General features: G+C 64.9%; 16 protein-coding genes and 1 pseudogene. 8 read left to right on the top strand and 9 right to left on the bottom strand.

The genetic code is table 11. The annotated features are described in order from the left end of the window. The first annotated feature begins 124 nt into the window (after positions 1-124). Together ACZ5KU_RS29160 and gbdR are read left to right on the top strand one after the other, a co-directional pair. On the top strand, positions 125-1,501 hold the full coding sequence (locus tag ACZ5KU_RS29160) for an L-serine ammonia-lyase (RefSeq protein ID WP_054063508.1): 1,377 nt from the start codon (positions 125-127) through the stop codon (positions 1,499-1,501). Positions 1,502-2,053: 552 nt separating this feature from the next. After that, the gene (gene gbdR / locus ACZ5KU_RS29155) at positions 2,054-3,157 is read left to right on the top strand and encodes a choline metabolism transcriptional regulator GbdR (RefSeq protein ID WP_017902435.1); all 1,104 of its coding nucleotides are present in this window, start codon (positions 2,054-2,056) and stop codon (positions 3,155-3,157) included. Between the two features lie 216 nt (positions 3,158-3,373). Here the strand turns inward: gbdR and ACZ5KU_RS29150 are convergent, their stop codons facing one another. From ACZ5KU_RS29150 to ACZ5KU_RS29125, 6 genes and pseudogenes are all read right to left on the bottom strand, one after another. After that, positions 3,374-3,637 carry a hypothetical protein gene (locus ACZ5KU_RS29150; protein WP_054060901.1) on the bottom strand — a complete coding sequence of 88 codons (264 nt, stop codon included), beginning with the start codon at positions 3,635-3,637 and terminating at the stop codon, positions 3,374-3,376. 381 nt (positions 3,638-4,018) lie between these two features. Further along, positions 4,019-5,182: a gamma-butyrobetaine dioxygenase gene (locus ACZ5KU_RS29145; protein WP_054063507.1), complete on the bottom strand. Its 1,164-nt coding sequence runs from the start codon at positions 5,180-5,182 to the stop codon at positions 4,019-4,021. A 24-nt stretch (positions 5,183-5,206) separates the two neighbouring features. Then, positions 5,207-5,683 carry a thioesterase family protein gene (locus ACZ5KU_RS29140; protein WP_054063506.1) on the bottom strand — a complete coding sequence of 159 codons (477 nt, stop codon included), beginning with the start codon at positions 5,681-5,683 and terminating at the stop codon, positions 5,207-5,209. 96 nt (positions 5,684-5,779) lie between these two features. Further along, complete coding sequence (locus ACZ5KU_RS29135; protein WP_054064607.1) at positions 5,780-6,745, bottom strand: L-carnitine dehydrogenase; 966 nt, start codon at positions 6,743-6,745, stop codon at positions 5,780-5,782. Positions 6,746-6,842: 97 nt separating this feature from the next. Then, a pseudogene (cdhC, locus tag ACZ5KU_RS29130) lies at positions 6,843-7,729 on the bottom strand (3-dehydrocarnitine:acetyl-CoA trimethylamine transferase CdhC). A gap of 71 nt (positions 7,730-7,800) precedes the next feature. Next, positions 7,801-8,745 carry a choline ABC transporter substrate-binding protein gene (locus tag ACZ5KU_RS29125; RefSeq protein ID WP_054058515.1) on the bottom strand — a complete coding sequence of 315 codons (945 nt, stop codon included), beginning with the start codon at positions 8,743-8,745 and terminating at the stop codon, positions 7,801-7,803. Between the two features lie 194 nt (positions 8,746-8,939). Between ACZ5KU_RS29125 and ACZ5KU_RS29120 the strand changes: the two genes are divergently transcribed. Further along, on the top strand, positions 8,940-9,884 hold the full coding sequence (locus tag ACZ5KU_RS29120) for a GlxA family transcriptional regulator (protein WP_054058514.1): 945 nt from the start codon (positions 8,940-8,942) through the stop codon (positions 9,882-9,884). A gap of 39 nt (positions 9,885-9,923) precedes the next feature. Here the strand turns inward: ACZ5KU_RS29120 and ACZ5KU_RS29115 are convergent, their stop codons facing one another. The 3 genes from ACZ5KU_RS29115 to ACZ5KU_RS29105 all read right to left on the bottom strand — a co-directional run bounded on the left by ACZ5KU_RS29115 (position 9,924) and on the right by ACZ5KU_RS29105 (position 11,717). Beyond that, a complete protein-coding gene (locus ACZ5KU_RS29115; protein ID WP_054058513.1) occupies positions 9,924-10,340 on the bottom strand; it encodes a DUF3010 family protein in 417 nt (138 codons plus the stop codon). Between the two features lie 41 nt (positions 10,341-10,381). Further along, positions 10,382-11,158 carry a bestrophin-like domain gene (locus tag ACZ5KU_RS29110; protein ID WP_464736598.1) on the bottom strand — a complete coding sequence of 259 codons (777 nt, stop codon included), beginning with the start codon at positions 11,156-11,158 and terminating at the stop codon, positions 10,382-10,384. A gap of 157 nt (positions 11,159-11,315) precedes the next feature. Continuing rightward, a complete protein-coding gene (locus tag ACZ5KU_RS29105) occupies positions 11,316-11,717 on the bottom strand; it encodes a lysozyme inhibitor LprI family protein (protein WP_054058071.1) in 402 nt (133 codons plus the stop codon). Between the two features lie 245 nt (positions 11,718-11,962). Here ACZ5KU_RS29105 and ACZ5KU_RS29100 point away from each other — a divergent pair, with 245 nt between their 5' ends. The 5 genes from ACZ5KU_RS29100 to etfA all read left to right on the top strand — a co-directional run bounded on the left by ACZ5KU_RS29100 (position 11,963) and on the right by etfA (position 19,059). Continuing rightward, positions 11,963-12,940, top strand: a complete 978-nt coding sequence (locus ACZ5KU_RS29100) for a dipeptidase (protein WP_017903678.1) — start codon at positions 11,963-11,965, stop codon at positions 12,938-12,940. Between the two features lie 97 nt (positions 12,941-13,037). After that, positions 13,038-13,568 (top strand): DUF5943 domain-containing protein, encoded by a 531-nt coding sequence (locus ACZ5KU_RS29095; protein ID WP_003228980.1) that lies wholly within the window; start codon positions 13,038-13,040, stop codon positions 13,566-13,568. Positions 13,569-13,583: 15 nt separating this feature from the next. Next, positions 13,584-15,644: a dimethylglycine demethylation protein DgcA gene (dgcA, locus tag ACZ5KU_RS29090; RefSeq protein ID WP_464736597.1), complete on the top strand. Its 2,061-nt coding sequence runs from the start codon at positions 13,584-13,586 to the stop codon at positions 15,642-15,644. Between the two features lie 251 nt (positions 15,645-15,895). Then, positions 15,896-17,839 (top strand): dimethylglycine demethylation protein DgcB, encoded by a 1,944-nt coding sequence (gene dgcB / locus ACZ5KU_RS29085; RefSeq protein ID WP_464736596.1) that lies wholly within the window; start codon positions 15,896-15,898, stop codon positions 17,837-17,839. After that, on the top strand, positions 17,839-19,059 hold the full coding sequence (etfA, locus tag ACZ5KU_RS29080; RefSeq protein ID WP_273825822.1) for an electron transfer flavoprotein subunit alpha: 1,221 nt from the start codon (positions 17,839-17,841) through the stop codon (positions 19,057-19,059). The genes dgcB and etfA overlap by 1 nt, the downstream gene beginning before the upstream one ends. Positions 19,060-19,064: the final 5 nt, after the last annotated feature.

The following is a 19,064-nucleotide window of genomic DNA, read 5'->3' as shown; positions in this document are numbered from 1 at the left end:
GACGACGAGCACCGATCCAAAAGGCTGATGATGTTTTCATCCCGGCGGATCGCGACTTCAGCGTAGCAGCCCCGCCACCGGGCGCCTGGCCGCCCGGCTCCCGTATCCAGAGGACTTCGCAGTCATGGCAATCAGTGTGTTTGACCTGTTCAAGATCGGCATCGGGCCTTCCAGTTCCCACACCGTGGGGCCCATGCGGGCGGCGGCGTTGTTCGTGCAGGCATTGCGCGGGCGCGACCTGCTGGAGCAGGTCCGGCGGGTCGAGGTGCAGCTCTATGGTTCGCTGTCGGCCACCGGCATCGGTCACGGCAGCGACACTGCGGTGATCATGGGACTGATGGGCGAATGGCCGGACGCGATCGATCCGTCGCAGATCGGCTTGCGCATCGCCACCTTGCGTGAAACCGACACGCTGCTGCTCGACAACCGCCTGCCGGTACCTTTTATCTGGTCGCGGGACATGCGCCTGCTCGACGAGAACCTGCCGTTCCACCCCAACGCCATGACCCTGGTGGTTTTCGGCGAGGATGGCGAGCTGCACCGCGACACCTACTATTCGGTCGGCGGCGGTTTCGTCGTCGACGAGGCGCAGGCCTCCAGCGGCGTGGCGGACATGGACAGCACCGTGCTGCCCTATGACTTCTCCAGTGCGGTGGAACTGCTCGAACTGTGTCGCAAGCACAACCTGCGCGTGGCCGAACTGATGATGGCCAACGAGCGGGTCTGGCGCTCGGAAGACGAGATCCGCAGCGGCCTGATGAAACTCTGGCGGGCGATGCAGGAGTGCGTCGAGCACGGCCTGCAGCACGAGGGCATCCTGCCGGGCGGGCTGAACGTGCGGCGGCGGGCGGCCAAGCTGCACCGCAGCCTGCAGGAGTTGAACAAGCCGAACGTGATCGGCTCGACCCTGAGTGCGATGGAGTGGGTCAACCTGTTCGCCCTGGCCGTCAACGAAGAGAACGCCGCCGGCGGGCGCATGGTCACGGCGCCGACCAACGGCGCGGCGGGGATCATCCCGGCGGTGTTGCACTACTTCATGAAATTCAGCGAGGCGGTGACCGACGCCAATGTCGTCGACTTCTTCCTGGGGGCGGCGGCGGTCGGCATCCTGTGCAAGAAGAATGCTTCGATCTCCGGTGCCGAAGTCGGCTGCCAGGGCGAGGTCGGTTCGGCCTGCGCGATGGCGGCGGCGGGTCTGGCCGAGGTGCTCGGCGCGACCCCGGAGCAATTGTGCAACGCCGCGGAGATCGGCCTGGAGCACAACCTCGGGCTGACGTGCGATCCGGTCGGCGGCCTGGTGCAGGTGCCCTGTATCGAGCGCAACGCGATTGCCGCGGTGAAGGCGATCAACGCCGCGCAGATGGCCCTGCGTGGCGACGGCCAGCATTTCATTTCCCTCGACCGGGTGATCCGCACCATGCGTGATACCGGGGCCGACATGCATGACAAGTACAAGGAGACTTCGCGCGGCGGGTTGGCGGTCAGTGCGGTGGAGTGCTGATCCTTTGGCGCTGTGCCGGTTCGCGGATGAATCCGGCTCCCACAGGTTTGTGGCGTTCATAATGTCTGTGCTCGCCGCCCTCTTGTGGGAGCCGGATTCATCCGCGAAAGCGCCAGTCGACTCTCCAAAGACTGAAACTGTGCACTAATCGCCCACTCCTCGCCGCCCGCGCCACCTTTTGGCGCGTCGCAAACAGATAACTGGGCCGTTGCCGCCCGCCTTGTCGGCAACGCTTCTCAGATACCCTCCAGCGTGCTTGCGGTGACACTCGCGCGCAGCGCTCACTTCGCCCGAAACACAAGTGCTACCGATCTGCTCAAATCCCCGGGGCACGCCGTCTACGCCAGTTTCCCAGGCCATAACCCGTACGTGCGGCAAGGGCTCTACAGACAGGCCGCCATGTCGTTTTCAGGAGTTATTGAATACGCATTCAAGTTTCGGCATGGCAATTGCTCTGTCATCACAAAGCGCCTTTTCCCACAGGGAACAAGAGCCATACAACAAGAGCCTCCGCCTGAGGCCATAACCCGCTTTGTGTGAGGAGATATCGCGATGACGTCGTTCAACTCCGGGGCTCAGCCTCAGAACCGTGCGCCTCAGTCCATCGGCTTCCTGCTGCTGGACAATTTCACGCTCATTTCCCTGGCCTCCGCGGTCGAGCCGCTACGCATGGCCAACCAGTTGTCCGGTCGCGAGCTGTATCGCTGGACTACCCTGAGCGTCGACGGTGGGCAGGTCTGGGCCAGCGACGGCTTGCAGATCACGCCTGACGCGGCCATGCACAAAGCCCCGGCGATGGACACCGTGATCGTCTGCGGCGGCATCGGCATCCAGCGCACGGTGACCCGCGAACACGTCTCCTGGCTGCAGGGCCAGGCGCGCCAGTCCCGCCGCCTGGGTGCGGTGTGCACCGGCAGCTGGGCGCTGGCCTGTGCCGGCCTGCTCGACGGCTTCGATTGCAGCGTGCACTGGGAATGTCTGGCGGCGATGCAGGAGGCCTTCCCGCGGGTGGCCATGAGCACCCGTCTGTTCACCCTTGACCGCAATCGCTTCACCAGCTCCGGTGGCACCGCGCCACTGGACATGATGCTGCACCTGATCAGCCGTGATCACGGTCGCGAACTGTCGGCGGCGATTTCCGAGATGTTCGTCTACGAGCGCATCCGCAACGAGCAGGACCACCAGCGCGTGCCACTCAAGCACATGCTCGGCACCAACCAGCCGAAGCTGCAGGAAATCGTCGCGCTGATGGAAGCCAACCTGGAGGAGCCGATCGACCTCGACGAGCTGGCGGTCTACGTCTCCGTGTCGCGTCGACAACTGGAGCGGCTGTTCCAGAAATACCTGCACTGCTCGCCGTCGCGCTACTACCTCAAGCTGCGGCTGATCCGTGCGCGGCAGTTGCTCAAGCAGACGCCGATGTCGATCATCGAGGTGGCTTCGGTCTGCGGCTTCGTTTCCACGCCGCACTTCTCCAAGTGCTACCGCGAGTACTTCGGCATTCCGCCACGCGATGAGCGCGTCGGCTCCAACACCGCCCAGCAGGTGGCGATGATGCCGATTCCGCAGGCCATGGTCCTGGCGCCGCTGTCCGGGCCGATGTCGGCCCTGAGCCAGGCCCGCAACGAGTCGACCTTCGCCAGTGTGCGTCTCTAGTGGCCTGTGTGGCTAATTCGCACACTCAAGTCCAGGGCCAGGGGTTTGAGTATTCGAATTAACCGTACAGGCCACTAGGCGCGTGATAAGGGACGCTTGCTGAAAGACACCACGCCCCCGGTTTTCCCGAAACCGGGGGCGCTGTCGTCTGGGGCCGCCGTTCCTGCCTGCGCCCACCGACGGTGGGCGGCCATTGCTCTGGGCAACGGCTGGGGATCAGGCGCGTTTTTGCTGCTGGTATTCGGCCAGGGCCGGCAGCAACTGCTTGTCGATGGCCTGGCGCACGGCCGGCAGGATCGTCGCGCTGCTGGTGTACATTTCCTTGACCATCTTGCGTAGCGCGTAGGCGCGGGCATCGTCCAGGCCGCGTACCGCATGTTCGCATGCCTGTTCGGCGGTGGCGCCGGTGGGTACTTGCAGGCCGAGGGACTTGAGCTGGCCCAACAGGTCTTCCTGGTCAATCAGATCTGCGTACATCATGGCGCTTTTCCTATTCAGGGCTGTTCGTGACTCGATTCTGGTAGGGCATGGGAGTGTCGGCAAGGACAGATTGTCGCGATGTCATAGATGCCTATGAACATGTCGTTTTCGGCAAAGTCGGGGCCCGGGTGAAGGCGCAAACTGATTTCCAGCTAGGCCAGTCGACGGTTTGGTCACCTTCTCGACGCCACTGCTGAAGACACTCTCTCACCCCGATCCTGTCACGGCTTGATCGGGGTTTTTTTTGCCTGTCCTGTCATTACGCCGCGTTATCGTTCTTCGCGGGCAAGCCCAGCTCCTACAAGGCCTGTGTCGTACATGAATGCTGTGCACGACACCGCCCCGTAGGAGCCGGGCTTGCCCGCGAATGCGCCAGGCCGGTCAGCGCTGCAGCACCAGGATGCGCGACAGCAGTTCATCCCGGTCGATGTAGCAGCCCTGGAAATGCCGCGCCCCGCTGGCCGGGTCGAAGGCATGGCGTGCGTGCAGCGTGCGGCGGTTGTCGAAGCACCACAGCTCGCCCGGGTTGAGCCGGCGCTGTACCTGGAAGCGTGCTTCGCGGGTCATGGCGATAAAGCGCCGATAGGCCCGGTACAACACCGGCATTTGCGCCATCGGCGCATCGAACGGCCCGCGCAGGAAGTTCGCCATGCGCACCTCGCTGACCTGGCCGAGACCGTCCAGCGCGATCACCGGTGCCAGGCAGCGATAGTCGCTGTGACGGTCCTTGTTGCGAAACTCCACGGGTATCTCGCTCAGTGCCTGGAACGCCGCCGGATCTTCGCGGCGCAACGCTTCGGCAATGGCGAAACCGTCGACGAAGAGGCTCTCGCCGCCCTTGGCCTCGTTGACCAGGCAATGCAGGAACTGCAGCCCCGGTTGCAGCTCGCGGGTCGGCAGGTCGGTGTGCAGCGGCAGGTTGAAGGCGGTGTAGGCGTTGCTGTCGGCATCGGCCTTGGACTGCACGTTGAACAGCACGCCGAAGTTGGTCTGGCGGATGAACGCGATCAGTTTCGCCACCTCCGCCAGCGAGCCGGGTTCGGTGGGCACGCCACGGACCTGGGTCAGGCCGATGTCGCGCAGCGCCAGCAGCCATTGCAGCAGTGCCTGCGGGTCGGCCTTGAGTTCGGCGTAGTCGAATACCGGCAGTTCCAGGCTGCTGTCCCACAGGCGGCTTTTCGGCTTGCCGGCCTGGCGCTCGGCACGTGAGGCGTCATCGTAGGCGTGGGCCCGCAGCCAGCCCGGATCGAAGCGGCTGGCATGGCCGTCCTGCCAGTCGATACACAGGCAGCCGGTGTCGTCGATGCGCGCTGCGGCGGGGGCCAGATCCTCGGGCACGTCGACGATCTCCAGCACCTGCTCGCGGGTCACCGTGTACACGCACTGCGGGCACGGGCAGTTGTCCCGCAGCCATGGGTGATGGAAGGGGCTGACCCGGCCATCGGCCCAGCTCACCCGGACCTGGTCCGCCAGCGTTTGCACGGCGGTCAGGGCACTGATCAGCGGATAACGGCGGTAGTCGGCAAAAGCGGCGGCGGTGTTCACGGCGAGCTCCTTTTCGTTGTGTGGTTATCTCTTGCCAGGCAGTGCGATCACCCGGCCGATGTACTCGGGCATTGGCAGTTCGCTCTGTTCTTCGAGCAGGGCTTGCAGGCGTTCCAGCACGGCTTCGCTGAACGGCGCCGAGCGCGGGCCGGCGAGGTCGACGTGGAGCAGCATCTGTTCGTTGCCGGCCAGTTCCTTGTCGCCGCCCACCAGGTGCAGGCTGTGGTAGAGGTGCAGGCGCTTGGCGTCGTGGGCGATGATCCGGGTGTGCACCTCGACCTGGGCGCCGAGTTTCACCTCGTGCAGGTAGTTCAGGTGCAGTTCCAGGGTGAACAGCGAACTGCCGGTGGCTTCGCGGTTGTCGCTGTCCAGGCCCAGGCGGTCCATCAGGGCATCGGTGGCGTAGCTGAAGATCAGCAGGTAGAAGGCGTCACGCAGGTGGCCGTTGTAGTCGACCCAGTCGGGAATGACGGTGGTGGTGTAGGTGGTGAGGTGGGGCATGTGCAGGCTCCCGAATGTGAATGGATCGCAGTGGGTGTCGTCAGGGCGGGCGCTTTCGCGGGCTCGCCCGCGAAAGCGCCCCCGGCCCCGCTGAACTTACTCGCTGAAGCTCATGCCATGTTTGGCCTTGGTGCTCTTTACCGCATCCAGCACCGCCAGCAGGCAGTCATCGCGATAGCGCTCCAGCGCCGAAATGCTGTGGCGGCCCAACTGCTCGCTGGTGCCCTCGACCACGTCGTCGATCAGCTTGTCGGTCAGTTCCGGCGCCGGCAGGTAGGTCCACGGCAGTTGCAGGGCAGGGCCGAACTGGGCCATGAAGTGGCGCATGCCGGCATCGCCACCGGCCAGGGTGTAGGTCAGGAAGGTGCCCATGAACGACCAGCGCAGCCCGGCGCCGAAGCGGATCGCGTCGTCGATTTCGCCGGTGCTGGCAACGCCGTCGTTGACCAGGTGCAGCGCCTCGCGCCACAGCGCTTCGAGCAGGCGGTCGGCGATGAACCCTGGGACTTCCTTGCGCACGTGCAGCGGGCGCATGCCGAGGGATTCATAGACCTTGATCGCCGCCTGCACGGCTTGCGGCGCGGTCTGCCTGCCGCCGACCACTTCCACCAGCGGCAGCAGGTACACCGGGTTGAACGGGTGGCCGACCACGCAGCGTTCCGGGTGGGTGGCGCCTTCGTAGAACTCGCTGGGCAGCAGACCCGAGGTGCTGGAGCCGATCAGCGCGTTGGGCTTGGCCGCGGCGCTGATCTTGGCGTGCAGCTCGAGTTTCAATTCCAGGCGTTCCGGGGCGCTTTCCTGGATGAAGTCGGCGTCTTTCACGCATTCCTCGATGGTGGCGACGAAGCGCAGGCGGTCCTGGGAGGCACCGGGCGCCAGGCCCTGTTTCTCCAGGGCGCCCCAGGCGTTGGCGATGCGCTTGCGCAGGGCCGCCTCGGCGCCGGGCGCCGGGTCCCAGGCGATCACGTCGAGGCCGTGGGCGAGGGCACGGGCGACCCAACCGCTGCCGATGACACCGCTGCCGAGGGCAGCGAAGGTTTTGATCTCAGTGATAAAGCTCATGACGAATTCCTGCATGGTCGGAGGTGGGTAATGCGGTCCCTTGTAGGAGCGTCGGCCGGCCACTCCTACAGGATTTTTGGTGTTCTTTCGGGGCGGCTCAGCCGCGCTTGGCCAACCCCATCTTCGCGCGGCCCTCGGCCGGGGTCAGGACGCGGGCGCCCAGGCGGCTGAGGATTTCCGTGGCCCGCTCGACCAGTTGGCCGTTGGTCGCCAGCACGCCCTTGTCCAGCCACAGGTTGTCTTCCAGGCCGACCCGCACGTTGCCGCCCAGCAGCACTGCCTGCGCGGCCATCGGCATCTGCATGCGGCCGATGCCGAAGCCGGCCCAGACCACGTCCGGCGGCAGGTTGTCGACCATGGCCTTCATGGTGGTGGTGTCGGCCGGTGCGCCCCATGGGATGCCCAGGCACAGTTGGAACAGCGGGTTGTCCAGCAGGCCTTCCTTCATCATCTGCTTGGCGAACCACAGGTGGCCGGTATCGAAGATCTCCAGCTCGGCCTTCACCCCAGTTCCTGGATACGCTTGGCGCCGGCGCGCAGTTGCGCCGGGGTGGAGACGTAGATGGTGTCGCCGTCGCCGAAGTTGAGGGTGCCGCAGTCCAGGGTGCAGATTTCCGGCAGCAGGGCCTCGACATGCGCCAGGCGGGTCAGCGGGCCGACCAGGTCGGTATTCGGGCCGAACGCCATGGGGTTCTCGCCGGCGCCGATTTCCAGGTCGCCGCCCATGCCGGCGGTGAGGTTGACGATGATGTCGACGTCCGCCTCGCGGATGCGCTCCATCACTTCGCGGTACAGCGCCACGTCGCGGCTGAACTTGCCGGTTTCGGGGTTGCGGACGTGGCAGTGCACCACCGTGGCGCCGGCCTTGGCCGCCTCGACGGCCGCTGCGGCGATCTGCTTGGGCGTGACCGGCACGTGTGGGCTCTTGGCGGTGGTGTCGCCAGCACCGGTGAGTGCGCAGGTGATGATGACGTCGTGGTTCATGGTGCGGGTTCCTTACAGGCGTGGTGGTTCACACCGCAGCCGACAGGGCTGCGGGGATGATGGGCATCGGGTTACTGGCTGGTCAGCTGCAGGTTCCCGGCGGCCGGGCGGCCATCGAAAGTGGTCACCCCCTGCAGCCAGCGGGCCTGGTCCTGCGGGTGGTCCTTGAGCCACTGGCGGGCCGATTCGAGGGCGTCCTTGTGGTCGAGCAGCGGTTGCATCATCCGGCTCTCGTCCTCGGCGCTGAAGGTCAGGTTGGTCAGCAGCCGGTTGATGTTCGGGCACTGCTCGGCGTAGGTCGGCGAGGTCACGGTCCACACCGTCGCCATGCCTTCGTTCGGGCCCAGGGCATCCTCGCTGCCGGTGAGGTAGGTCATCTGCACGTTGACGTTCATCGGGTGCGGCGCCCAGCCGAAGAACACCACGGCCTCCTTGCGCCGCACGGCGCGGTCGACGGCGGCGAGCATGCCGGCCTCGCTGGACTCCACCAGCTGGAACTTGCCGAGGCCGAACTGGTTCTTGGCGATCATTGCCTTGATCTGGGTATTGGCGCCCGAACCGGGTTCGATGCCGTAGATCTTGCCGCCCAGCTCCTTCTCGAATTTGGCGATGTCGGCGAAGGTCTTCAGGCCCTTGTCGGCCAGGTAGGTGGGCACCGCCAGGGTCGCGCGGGCGTCCTTGAGGCTCGGCTCGGCCAGCACCTTGACCTGCCTGGCGTCGACGAACGGGGTGATGGTCTGGGTCATCAGCGGGTTCCAGTAGCCGAGGAACAGGTCCAGGCGCTGGTCGCGGATGCCGGCGAAGATGATCTGCTGGGAGGCGCTGGTCTGCTTGACCTGGTAGCCGAGGCCTTCGAGCAGCACCTGGCTCATGGCGCTGGTGGCGATCACGTCGGTCCAGTTGACCACGCCGAGGCGGACGTTCTGACAGGAGGCCTGGTCGGCGGCCATCACGCTGGCGTTCAGGAGCGCGGCGCCGGTGAGTGCGAGTGCACAGCGGCTGATCAGTCGTTTCATGCGGGTATCCTCGGCAGGTCGTTATTGTCGGTTCCGGCGTCTGATGCGCCGGTGATGCTCAAGTTACGCAGCCTGGGTGATCTGAAAACGCCCTACGGCGACCGACTCTTGCACTGCGGCGACCAGCGCTATTGCTCCTGCCTGCGAACTGGCGTATCACAGCGACAACGCTACCCGTCTTGCGAGTGCGCTCCATGTCCCAGGATCTCTATTTCTTGTTGATGCCAGGTTTTTCGGCGATGGGCTTCATCTCGGCGATCGAACCGCTGCGCGTGGCCAATCGCTTTCGCGGCGAGCTGTATCGCTGGCACGTGCTGAGCGCGGATGGCGGCGCGGTGCTGGCGAGCAACGGCATGTCGGTCAACGCCGACGCGGCACTGGAACCCCTGAAGAAAGGAGCGACCCTGCTGGTGGTCGCCGGCTTCGAGCCGCTGAAATTCGTCACCCCGGCCCTGGAACACTGGTTGCGCCGCCTGGACGGCGAGGGTGTCACCCTCGGCGGCATCGACACCGGCAGCGTGGTGCTGGCCGAGGCCGGCCTGCTTGAGGGCCATCGGGTGACGTTGCACTGGGAGGCACTGGAGGCGTTCAAGGAGTCCTATCCACAGTTGGAAGTGACCCAGGAACTGTTCGAGATCGACCGTCGGCGGATCACCTGTGCCGGCGGTACGGCGTCGATCGACATGATGCTCGACCTGATCGGCCAGGCCCATGGCCCGGAACTGGCGATCCAGGTGTCGGAGCAGTTCGTGCTCGGGCGCATTCGCCCGCGCAAGGACCACCAGCGCATGCAGATCGCCACGCGCTACGGCATCAGCAACAAGAAGCTGGTGCAGGTGGTCGGCGAGATGGAGCAGCACATGGAGCCGCCCCTGAGCACGCTGGAGCTGGCGCAGTCGATCAAGGTGACACGACGCCAGCTGGAGCGGCTGTTCCGCCTCCACCTCAAGGACACCCCGAGCAACTTCTACCTGGGCCTGCGCCTGGAAAAGGCCCGGCAGTTGTTGCGCCAGACCGACATGAGCGTGCTGGAGGTGAGCATCGCCAGTGGCTTCGAGTCGCCGTCGTACTTCACCCGCAGCTACCGGGCCCGGTTTGCCCAGTGCCCGCGCGAGGACCGGCGGGCGCTCAAGGTCTAGCGGCGTGCTGTGGAGCCGGCGGTGCGCCGGTGCCCGGCGCTACTTCTTCAGCAGCGCCGCACAGGCCGCCTTGTAGGCTTCGTGCTGGTACTTGTTCAGCGTGCCCGGCAGATCGAAACCGTGCTTCTTGTGCTGGGCATTGAGTGTCTGCGGCGACAGCAGCGTCACTTCGCAGTGGTCCAGCAGTTGCACGATGCCCTCGATCTTGAAGGTGGTCGGCCCGCCGGCGAACTCGCCTTTCTTGCTGCGTTTCCTGATGGCGATGCGAGTGATGCCATTGGCCTCGACGAACGCCCGCAACTGGCTGGCGAAGGCCCTGACGTTGGCAGCTTCGTCATCATCGTCCAGGGCGATCTTCCTGACGCGGGTGGCAACATGTTCGGGGCTCGTACCCTGCAGGGTGGCGAGGGCGAAGATGGCTTCGCTGCCCTTGATTTCGATACCGCAGATAGTCATTTGAATCCTTAGTAGCCCGTTTGGGGCCTTCCAGGGGGAGGTCAATGCATGCTTCTACGCAAATCCAGCATGATCTTGTCGAAGTCGTCGACCCGGATGATACCCAACCGCGGGAACTCGAAGTCGAGAATCACGTAGAGCACGCAGACCATCACCAGCGCATAGCCGAAGATATGCAACCAGTTGTGCCGGGCGCTGCCGGCCATGCCGTAGCCGATGAACAGGGCGCTGACCTGGGTCAGCGCGATCAGCATCAGGTAGATGATCAGTGGCGGGTGGGTTTCCAGGGCCACGCTGCGGGTGGTGGTGATGTCGATCATCGCGTTCAGCGCCTGCAACAGGCTGACGCCCAGGGTCGGCGTCGGCATCTGTTGCAGGCCGGCGATCGCCTGCTGCCAGATCTCCTGTTGCAAGGCACTGGCCCGGGCATTCTCGCGGCTGGCCAGGTCGATATCGGTGAGGTCCCGATAGTAGGCGATGCGCGCATCCACATAGTCGCGAAAGGCCTGGCGCAGGGCCGGCTGGCTGGCCGGCGGCAGCAGGTCCAGGCGCAGCCAGGCGGTGCCCATGGCATTGGTTTCCTCGACGATCAGCGTGCGCCGGGTGTCCATGCGCGTGGCTGCACCGGAGAAGGTGAAGGCGATCAGCAACGCCAGCAGGCCGAACACCGCGCCCTCGATGGCGCCGACGCCGGTGCGTGCGCCGTCGGGGTCGGCGGCCAGGTGGCGGGCACCGACGCGCCGGCCGACCTCGATGAACAGCACGATGGCAACGAAAATGAGCAGGGCATACAGCGGAATGGCTGAGAGTGAGCGCATACGAAAATCCTCTGATTATCGTGGTCGACTCGCCTGTACAGCCGGTTCAGGGCTTGAGTGGTTGCCTTTCAGTTAAGTTTCGTCGTGGGGCTTGTCAAGGCGCCGGCCGCAAACGGCCAGCCCGGGCCGGGCACCGACCTGTCGATGCCCATGCGCGTCATTCCTGCAGCAGCGATTCGAGAAACTCCGAGCGTTCGTCGCTCTTGCTCGCCAGGCAGTCGTTCAGGTCGATGTTGTACTGCTTGCTGCCGACCTTGGCCGGCAGCGGCGCAATGGCGCAGTCGGCGTCGCGCGACTGGGTCCAGAGCTGCTGGGCCTTTTGCAGCCTGGCGGTGATGTCGGTCTGCTCGGCCTTCTTGCTGGCGTATTGCGACGTCACCCGATCCAGCAGCGCCTGGAAGTTGTCCTTGAGCAACTGATCGGCGGTGTTCTTGTTGTAGGTGGCGCATTCCAGGGTCTGCTGGTCGTCCGCAACCGCATCGCACGGCGAGTTGTCGGTGTCTTCAGCCGCATGCACACCCACGCTGACAAGGGCCAAGGCCAGGAAAATCGATTTCATTACGGCGTCCTGAAGCTGATGGGAGAACGGTAAACGGCAATTCTGTCTCATGCCGAATGCAAAGAATAGTCGTACAACGATAAGTGCTGGAGCCTACTGTCTTGACGCCCTTTGTCGCGGATTGACGCTTTCGGCAATTCCCCTGTCGTTTTTGCACCCGGCTCCGACAGGCCCTGGGCATATGCTGGGTCCAAAGCGCCGGCAGACGATTCGGCGCATGAATTGCCAATAAAGGGGACAGCCTGATGAGCCCAGCCGAGTTACACGCCGACAGCATCGTTATCGACGGGCTGATCATTGCCAAATGGAACCGCGAACTGTTCGAGGACATGCGCAAGGGCGGGCTGACCGCCGCCAACTGCACCGTGTCGGTCTGGGAGGGCTTCCAGGCTACCGTCAACAGCATCGCCGCCAGCCAGAAGCTGATCCGCGAGAACAGCGACCTGGTGATGCCGGTACGGACCACCGCCGACATCCGCAAGGCCAAGGAACTGGGCAAGACCGGCATCCTCTTCGGCTTCCAGAACGCCCATGCGTTCGAAGACCAGATCGGCTACGTGGAGATCTTCAAGCAACTGGGCGTGGGCATCGTGCAGATGTGCTACAACACCCAGAACCTGGTCGGCACCGGCTGCTACGAGCGTGACGGCGGCCTGTCGGGCTTCGGTCGCGAGATCGTCGCCGAGATGAACCGTGTCGGCATCATGTGTGACCTGTCCCACGTCGGTTCCAAGACCAGCGAGGAAGTCATCCTCGAATCGAAGAAGCCGGTGACCTACTCCCACTGCCTGCCTTCGGGCCTGAAAGAGCACCCGCGCAACAAGTCCGATGCGGAACTGAAGTTCATCGCCGACCACGGCGGCTTCGTCGGTGTGACCATGTTCGCGCCGTTCCTGGCCAAGGGCATCGACTCGACCATCGACGACTACGCCGAAGCGATCGAGTACGTGATGAACATCGTCGGCGAAGACGCCATCGGCATCGGTACCGACTTCACCCAGGGCCATGGCCAGGACTTCTTCGAATACCTGACCCACGACAAGGGCTACGCCCGCCGCCTGACCAGCTTCGGCAAGATCATCAACCCGCTGGGCATCCGTACCGTGGGCGAGTTCCCCAACCTCACCGAGACCCTGCTCAAGCGCGGTCACAGCGAGCGCGTGGTGCGCAAGATCATGGGCGAGAACTGGGTCAACGTCCTCAAGGAGGTCTGGGGCGAATAACCCCCGACGACGTCCTTTTTTTGCTGATTTCCCCTGCGCGCCGGTCGCGCAGGGCGTACGCGGCCAGCCGCAAACAATGAATTCTGGAGTGTTTCCCATGGCTAAAATCGCCCCGCAACTGCCCATTGAAGTCGACAGCGAGACCGGTGTCTGGACCTCTGACGCATTGCCGATGCTCTACGTGCCACGCCATTTCTTCGTCAACAACCACATGGGTATCGAAGAAGTGCTGGGCGCCGAAGCCTATGCCGAAATTCTCTACAAGGCCGGCTACAAGTCCGCCTGGCACTGGTGCGAAAAGGAAGCCGAATGCCACGGCCTGGAAGGCGTCGCGGTATTCGAACACTACATGAAGCGCCTGTCGCAGCGCGGCTGGGGCCTGTTCAAGATCCAGGACATCGACCTCGACAAGGGCACCGCCAGCGTCAAGCTCGAGCACTCGGCGTTCGTCTACGTCTACGGCAAGGTCGGGCGCAAGGTCGACTACATGTTCACCGGCTGGTTCGCCGGCGCCATGGACCAGATCCTGGCCGCCCGTGGCAGCAAGATCCGCACCGTGGCCGAGCAGGTCTATGGCGGTTCCGAAGAGGGCCACGATGATGGCCTGTTCACCGTCAAGCCGCTGTAAGTCGAGGATCGCATCATGGCTTTCGAAGCAATGTTCCAGCCGATCCAGATCGGCAAGCTGACCATCCGCAACCGCGTGCTCAGTACCGCCCACGCCGAGGTGTATGCCACCGACGGCGGAATGACCACCGACCGCTATGTGAAGTACTACGAGGAAAAGGCCAAGGGCGGCATCGGCCTGGCGATCTGCGGCGGATCGTCGGTGGTCGCCATCGACAGCCCGCAGCAGTGGTGGAGCTCGGTGAACCTGTCCACCGACCGCATCATCCCGCACTTCCAGAACCTGGCCGACGCCATGCACAAGCATGGCGCCAAGATCATGATCCAGATTACCCACATGGGTCGTCGCTCGCGTTGGGACGGCTACCACTGGCCGACCCTGATGTCGCCCTCGGGCGTACGGGAGCCGGTGCACCGCGCCACCTGCAAGACCATCGAGCCGGAAGAGATCTGGCGGGTGATCGGCAACTATGCGCAGGCGGCCCGCCGTGCGAAGGAAGGCGGCCTGGACGGCGTCGAACTGTCCGCCGTGCACCAGCACATGATCGACCAGTTCTGGAGCCCGCGGGTCAACAAGCGGACCGACGAATGGGGCGGCAGCTTCGAGGGCCGGATGAAGTTCGGCCTGGAAGTGCTCAAGGCCGTGCGCAAGGAAGTCGGTGACGATTTCTGCGTCGGCATGCGTATCTGCGGTGACGAGTTCCACCCGGACGGCCTGTCCCACGAGGACATGAAGCAGATCGCCAAGTACTACGACGACACCGGCATGCTCGATTTCATCGGCGTGGTCGGCTCGGGTTGCGACACCCACAACACCCTGGCCAACGTCATCCCGAACATGAGCTTCCCGCCGGAGCCGTTCCTGCACCTGGCTGCCGGTATCAAGGAAGTGGTCAAGGTTCCGGTGCTGCACGCGCAGAACATCAAGGACCCGAACCAGGCCACCCGTATCCTCGAAGGCGGCTACGTGGACATGGTCGGCATGACCCGCGCGCACATCGCCGACCCGCACCTGATCGTCAAGATCAAGATGGGCCAGGTCGACCAGATCAAGCAGTGCGTCGGTGCCAACTATTGCATCGACCGCCAGTACCAGGGCCTGGATGTCCTGTGCATCCAGAACGCCGCCACCTCCCGTGAATACATGGGCGTGCCGCACATCATCGAGAAATCCACCGGGCCCAAGCGCAAGGTGGTGATCGTCGGTGCCGGCCCGGCCGGCATGGAAGCCGCCCGCGTGGCGGCCGAACGAGGCCACGACGTGACCCTGTTCGAGAAGAAGGACAGCATCGGTGGCCAGATCACCACGGCGGCCAAGGCGCCGCAGCGTGACCAGATCGCCGGTATCACCCGCTGGTTCCAGCTGGAACTGGCCCGGCTGAAGGTCGACCTGCGCCTGGGTACCGCCGCCGACATCGCGACCATCCTCGACCTGCGTCCGGACATCGTCGTGCTGGCCGTCGGCGGGCATCCGAACCTGGAGCAGAACGAACACTGGGGTGCCGCCGAAGGGCTGGTGGTCAGCAGTTGGGACGTGCTCGACGGCAAGGTCGCGCCGGGCAAGAACGTGCTGGTCTACGACACCATCTGCGAATTCACCGGCATGTCGGTGGCCGACTTCCTCGCCGACAAGGGCAGCCAGGTCGAGATCGTCACCGATGACATCAAGCCGGGCGTGGCGATCGGCGGTACGTCGTTCCCGACCTACTACCGCAGCATGTACCCCAAGGAAGTGATCATGACCGGCGACATGATGCTGGAAAAGGTCTACCGCGAGGGCGACAAGCTGGTGGCGGTGCTGGAGAACGAATACACCGGTGCCAAGGAGGAACGGGTGGTCGACCAGGTGGTAGTGGAGAACGGCGTCCGTCCGGACGAAGCGCTCTACTACGGGCTCAAGGACGGTTCGCGCAACAAGGGCCAGATCGACGTCGAGGCGCTCTTCGCGATCCAGCCGCAGCCTTGCCTGAGCCAGTCCGGCGACGGCTACCTGCTGTTCCGTATCGGCGACTGCGTGGCCCAGCGCAACACGCATGCGGCGATCTATGACGCGCTGCGTCTGTGCAAGGATTTTTGACGGCATCACACCATCACCTGTGGTGCGGGGCGGGCTTGATACCGAAAACGCCGCGTAACCTGTAGTAGCAGGGCTTGCCCGCGAATGCGTCCTTGAGGTCGCCAAAAGCTTCGCGGGCAAGCCCTGCTCCTACAGGGATGGTGTTCGGTCCTGACTTAATGGCACCGGGCCCTCCTCGCCACCAGTAGGTGCATGGCTTCACTGGCATGCAATTAACCCTTGCAAGGCCTTAGGTCTTTGGGAGCTTCACCATGTTGAACACCCTTCTTCCCATCCTGCTGTTCGCCGCCCTGGGCCTCGCCGTCCTCGGCGCGCTGCGGCGGGTCGCCATGTGGCGCCGCGGCCGACCGTCGAAGGTCGATCTGATCGGCGGCCTGTTCGCCATGCCCAAGCGCTACATGGTCGATCTGCACCATGTGGTAGCGCGGGACAAATACATCGCCAATACCCACGTCGCGACCGCCGGTGGCGCGGTGGCGTCGATCGTCCTGGCGCTGCTGGTGCACGGTTTCGGCCTGCACAACCGCATTCTCGGCTACGCCTTGCTGCTGATGTCGGCGGTGATGTTCGTCGGGGCGATCTTCGTCTACCGGCGCCGGCGCAACCCGCCGTCGCGGCTGTCGAAAGGCCCGTGGATGCGCCTGCCGAAAAGCCTGCTGGCGTTTTCGGGCTCGTTCTTCCTGGTCACCCTGCCGGTGGCCGGCATCCTGCCGGAAGACTTCGGCGGCTGGGTGCTGGCGCTGATCCTCGGTGTCGGTGTGCTGTGGGGCGTGTCGGAGCTGTTCTTCGGCATGACCTGGGGCGGGCCGATGAAGCACGCTTTCGCCGGTGCCCTGCACCTGGCCTGGCACCGCCGCGCCGAACGCTTCGGCGGCGGCCGCTCCACCGGCCTCAAGCCGCTGGACCTGAATGATCCACAGGCGCCCCTGGGTGTGGAAAAGCCCAAGGACTTCACCTGGAACCAACTGCTGGGCTTCGATGCCTGCGTGCAGTGCGGTAAATGTGAGGCCGCCTGCCCGGCGTTCGCCGCCGGCCAGCCGCTGAACCCGAAAAAACTGATTCAGGACATGGTGGTCGGCCTCGCCGGCGGCACCGATGCCCAGTTCGCCGGCAGCCCGTATCCGGGCAAGCCGATCGGTGAACATGCGGGCAACCCGCACCAGCCGATCGTCAACGGCCTGGTGGATGCCGAGACCCTGTGGTCCTGCACCACCTGCCGTGCCTGTGTCGAGGAGTGCCCGATGATGATCGAGCACGTCGATGCAATCGTCGACATGCGCCGGCACCTGACCCTGGAAAAGGGCGCGACGCCGAACAAGGGCGCCGAGGTCCTGGAAAACCTGATCGCCACCGACAACCCTGGCGGTTTCGCCCCCGGCGGTCGCCTGAACTGGGCGGCCGACCTGAACCTCGCCGTGCTCGGCGAGAAGAAGAGCACCGACGTGCTGTTCTGGGTCGGCGACGGTGCCTTCGACATGCGCAACCAGCGCACCCTGCGTGCCTTCGTCAAGGTGCTGAAGGCGGCCAAGGTCGACTTCGCGGTCCTCGGTCTGGAAGAGCGCGACAGCGGCGACGTGGCCCGTCGCCTGGGCGACGAGGCGACCTTCCAGCTGCTCGCCAAGCGCAATATCCAGACCCTGGCCCAGTACAGCTTCAAGCGCATCGTCACCTGCGACCCGCACAGCTTCCACGTGCTGAAGAACGAGTACGGTGCCTTTGGCGGCAACTACCTGGTGCAGCACCACAGCACCTACATGGCCGAGCTGATCGGGGCCGGTGCCCTGAACATCGGCCAGCACAAGGGCAACAGCGTGACCTATCACGACCCGTGCTACCTGGGCCGCTACAACGGCGAATACGAGGCGCCGCGCGAGGTGCTGCGGGCCCTCGGGATCGAGGTCAGGGAGATGCAGCGTTCCGGTTTCCGTTCCCGCTGCTGCGGCGGCGGTGGCGGTGCGCCGATCACCGACATTCCGGGCAAGCAGCGGATTCCCGACATGCGCATGGAAGATATCCGCGAGACCGGCGCCGAGCTGGTGGCCGTGGGGTGCCCACAATGCACGGCGATGCTCGAAGGGGTGGTCGAACCGCGCCCGATGATCAAGGACCTGGCCGAGCTGGTGGCCGATGCCCTGCTCGAAGAGGCACAGCCGAGCAAGCCGGCGCCCAAGCGTGAACCCGCGGAGGTGCACTGATGAGCGATATTATCCGTCGCGACCCGCGCGCCGAGCGCATCGCCCGCAACCGCCTGCATCCGCTGCATGCGGCGATGCAGCCGGTGCAACACAGCTGGATGGGCCCCAACGGGGTCATCCGCAAGAACCCCCATGGCGTCGGTTTCATCGGCCCCAACGGCATCAAGCGCATCGACCGCAGTGGCGCCCAGCAGGGCGGCACCACCAAGCGTTCGGCCAGCGTCGAGGTGCAACTGCCGCTGCACCAGGTGGCCCAGCCGGCGTTCCACATCTGCGTGGTGCCGGACATGGTCGGCGGCCGCCTGAGCAGCCACGACCGCGACCTGCTCGGCCTGGCCCATCAATTGGCCGGCAAGGACGGTGCGGTGTTGGCCGTGGTCTTCGGCGAACACAAGGAAAGCACCTTCGCGACCGCCGGTGTCGATCGCCTGCTGGTGCTCGAGGGTGACGAGTTCAACGGTTATTCACCGGAGCAACGGGTCCAGGGCCTGCGGGCTGTGGATAACCAGTTCGATCCTCGCCACTGGCTGCTGCCGGACAGCCGCAGCGGTGGTGGCGAACTGGGCCGGCGTTTCGCCGCCAGTCTGGGCGAACGCCCGGCCACACGGGTCTGGCAGGTCAAGGACGGCGAGTGCATCGGCCGCGCCGGTGCCGGCCTGCAGGACCTGGCACGACCGCTGGCCCGGGTGATCCTGGCCGCGGCCGAGTGTGCCGAACCGGTCAGCGAAACCCGTCACGAAGCCTTGCCCGTGGAGTTGTCCACAGGCATCGCCCGCAGCCTGTCGCGCATCGAGGATCTCGGCGCAGTGGCCGTGGACCCGGCGGCGATTCCCATGGCCGAGGCCGAGTTCATTTTCTCCGGCGGCAACGGCGTCCAGGACTGGCCGCTGTTCCACGAGACGGCGGCGGCGCTGGGCGCCACCGAAGGCGCTTCGCGGGTGGCGGTGGACGATGGTTTCATGACCCGCGATCGCCAGGTCGGGGCCAGTGGTACCTGGGTGACCGCGCGGGTCTATGTCGCCGTGGGCATTTCCGGGGCAATCCAGCACCTGCAGGGCATCGGTGCCTGCGACAAGGTGGTGGCTATCAACCTCGATCCGGGCTGCGACATGATCAAGCGCGCCGACCTGTCGGTGATCGGCGACAGCAACGAGATCTGCCGCGCGCTGATCGCCGCGGTGACGGCATATCGCAATGGCGCCAAGCGCGATGCGGCCTAAGGTGG

The organism is Pseudomonas sp. Tof1, from assembly GCF_055390395.1.
Note: the sequence above shows the minus strand (reverse complement) of the source record. Positions and strands in the feature narration are given on the sequence as shown.

Bases quoted from the DNA above. Each gene is read 5' to 3' on its own strand.
- ACZ5KU_RS29105 (WP_054058071.1), bottom strand. From the start codon at position 11,717: ATGAAATCGATTTTCCTGGCCTTGGCCCTTGTCAGCGTGGGTGTGCAT.
- ACZ5KU_RS29115 (WP_054058513.1), bottom strand. From the start codon at position 10,340: ATGACTATCTGCGGTATCGAAATCAAGGGCAGCGAAGCCATCTTCGCC.
- gbdR (WP_017902435.1), top strand. From the start codon at position 2,054: ATGACGTCGTTCAACTCCGGGGCTCAGCCTCAGAACCGTGCGCCTCAG.
- ACZ5KU_RS29120 (WP_054058514.1), top strand. From the start codon at position 8,940: ATGTCCCAGGATCTCTATTTCTTGTTGATGCCAGGTTTTTCGGCGATG.
- ACZ5KU_RS29095 (WP_003228980.1), top strand. From the start codon at position 13,038: ATGGCTAAAATCGCCCCGCAACTGCCCATTGAAGTCGACAGCGAGACC.
- ACZ5KU_RS29100 (WP_017903678.1), top strand. From the start codon at position 11,963: ATGAGCCCAGCCGAGTTACACGCCGACAGCATCGTTATCGACGGGCTG.
- dgcB (WP_464736596.1), top strand. From the start codon at position 15,896: ATGTTGAACACCCTTCTTCCCATCCTGCTGTTCGCCGCCCTGGGCCTC.
- ACZ5KU_RS29150 (WP_054060901.1), bottom strand. From the start codon at position 3,637: ATGATGTACGCAGATCTGATTGACCAGGAAGACCTGTTGGGCCAGCTC.
- ACZ5KU_RS29110 (WP_464736598.1), bottom strand. From the start codon at position 11,158: ATGCGCTCACTCTCAGCCATTCCGCTGTATGCCCTGCTCATTTTCGTT.
- ACZ5KU_RS29135 (WP_054064607.1), bottom strand. From the start codon at position 6,745: ATGAGCTTTATCACTGAGATCAAAACCTTCGCTGCCCTCGGCAGCGGT.
- etfA (WP_273825822.1), top strand. From the start codon at position 17,839: ATGAGCGATATTATCCGTCGCGACCCGCGCGCCGAGCGCATCGCCCGC.
- ACZ5KU_RS29140 (WP_054063506.1), bottom strand. From the start codon at position 5,683: ATGCCCCACCTCACCACCTACACCACCACCGTCATTCCCGACTGGGTC.
- ACZ5KU_RS29125 (WP_054058515.1), bottom strand. From the start codon at position 8,745: ATGAAACGACTGATCAGCCGCTGTGCACTCGCACTCACCGGCGCCGCG.
- dgcA (WP_464736597.1), top strand. From the start codon at position 13,584: ATGGCTTTCGAAGCAATGTTCCAGCCGATCCAGATCGGCAAGCTGACC.
- ACZ5KU_RS29160 (WP_054063508.1), top strand. From the start codon at position 125: ATGGCAATCAGTGTGTTTGACCTGTTCAAGATCGGCATCGGGCCTTCC.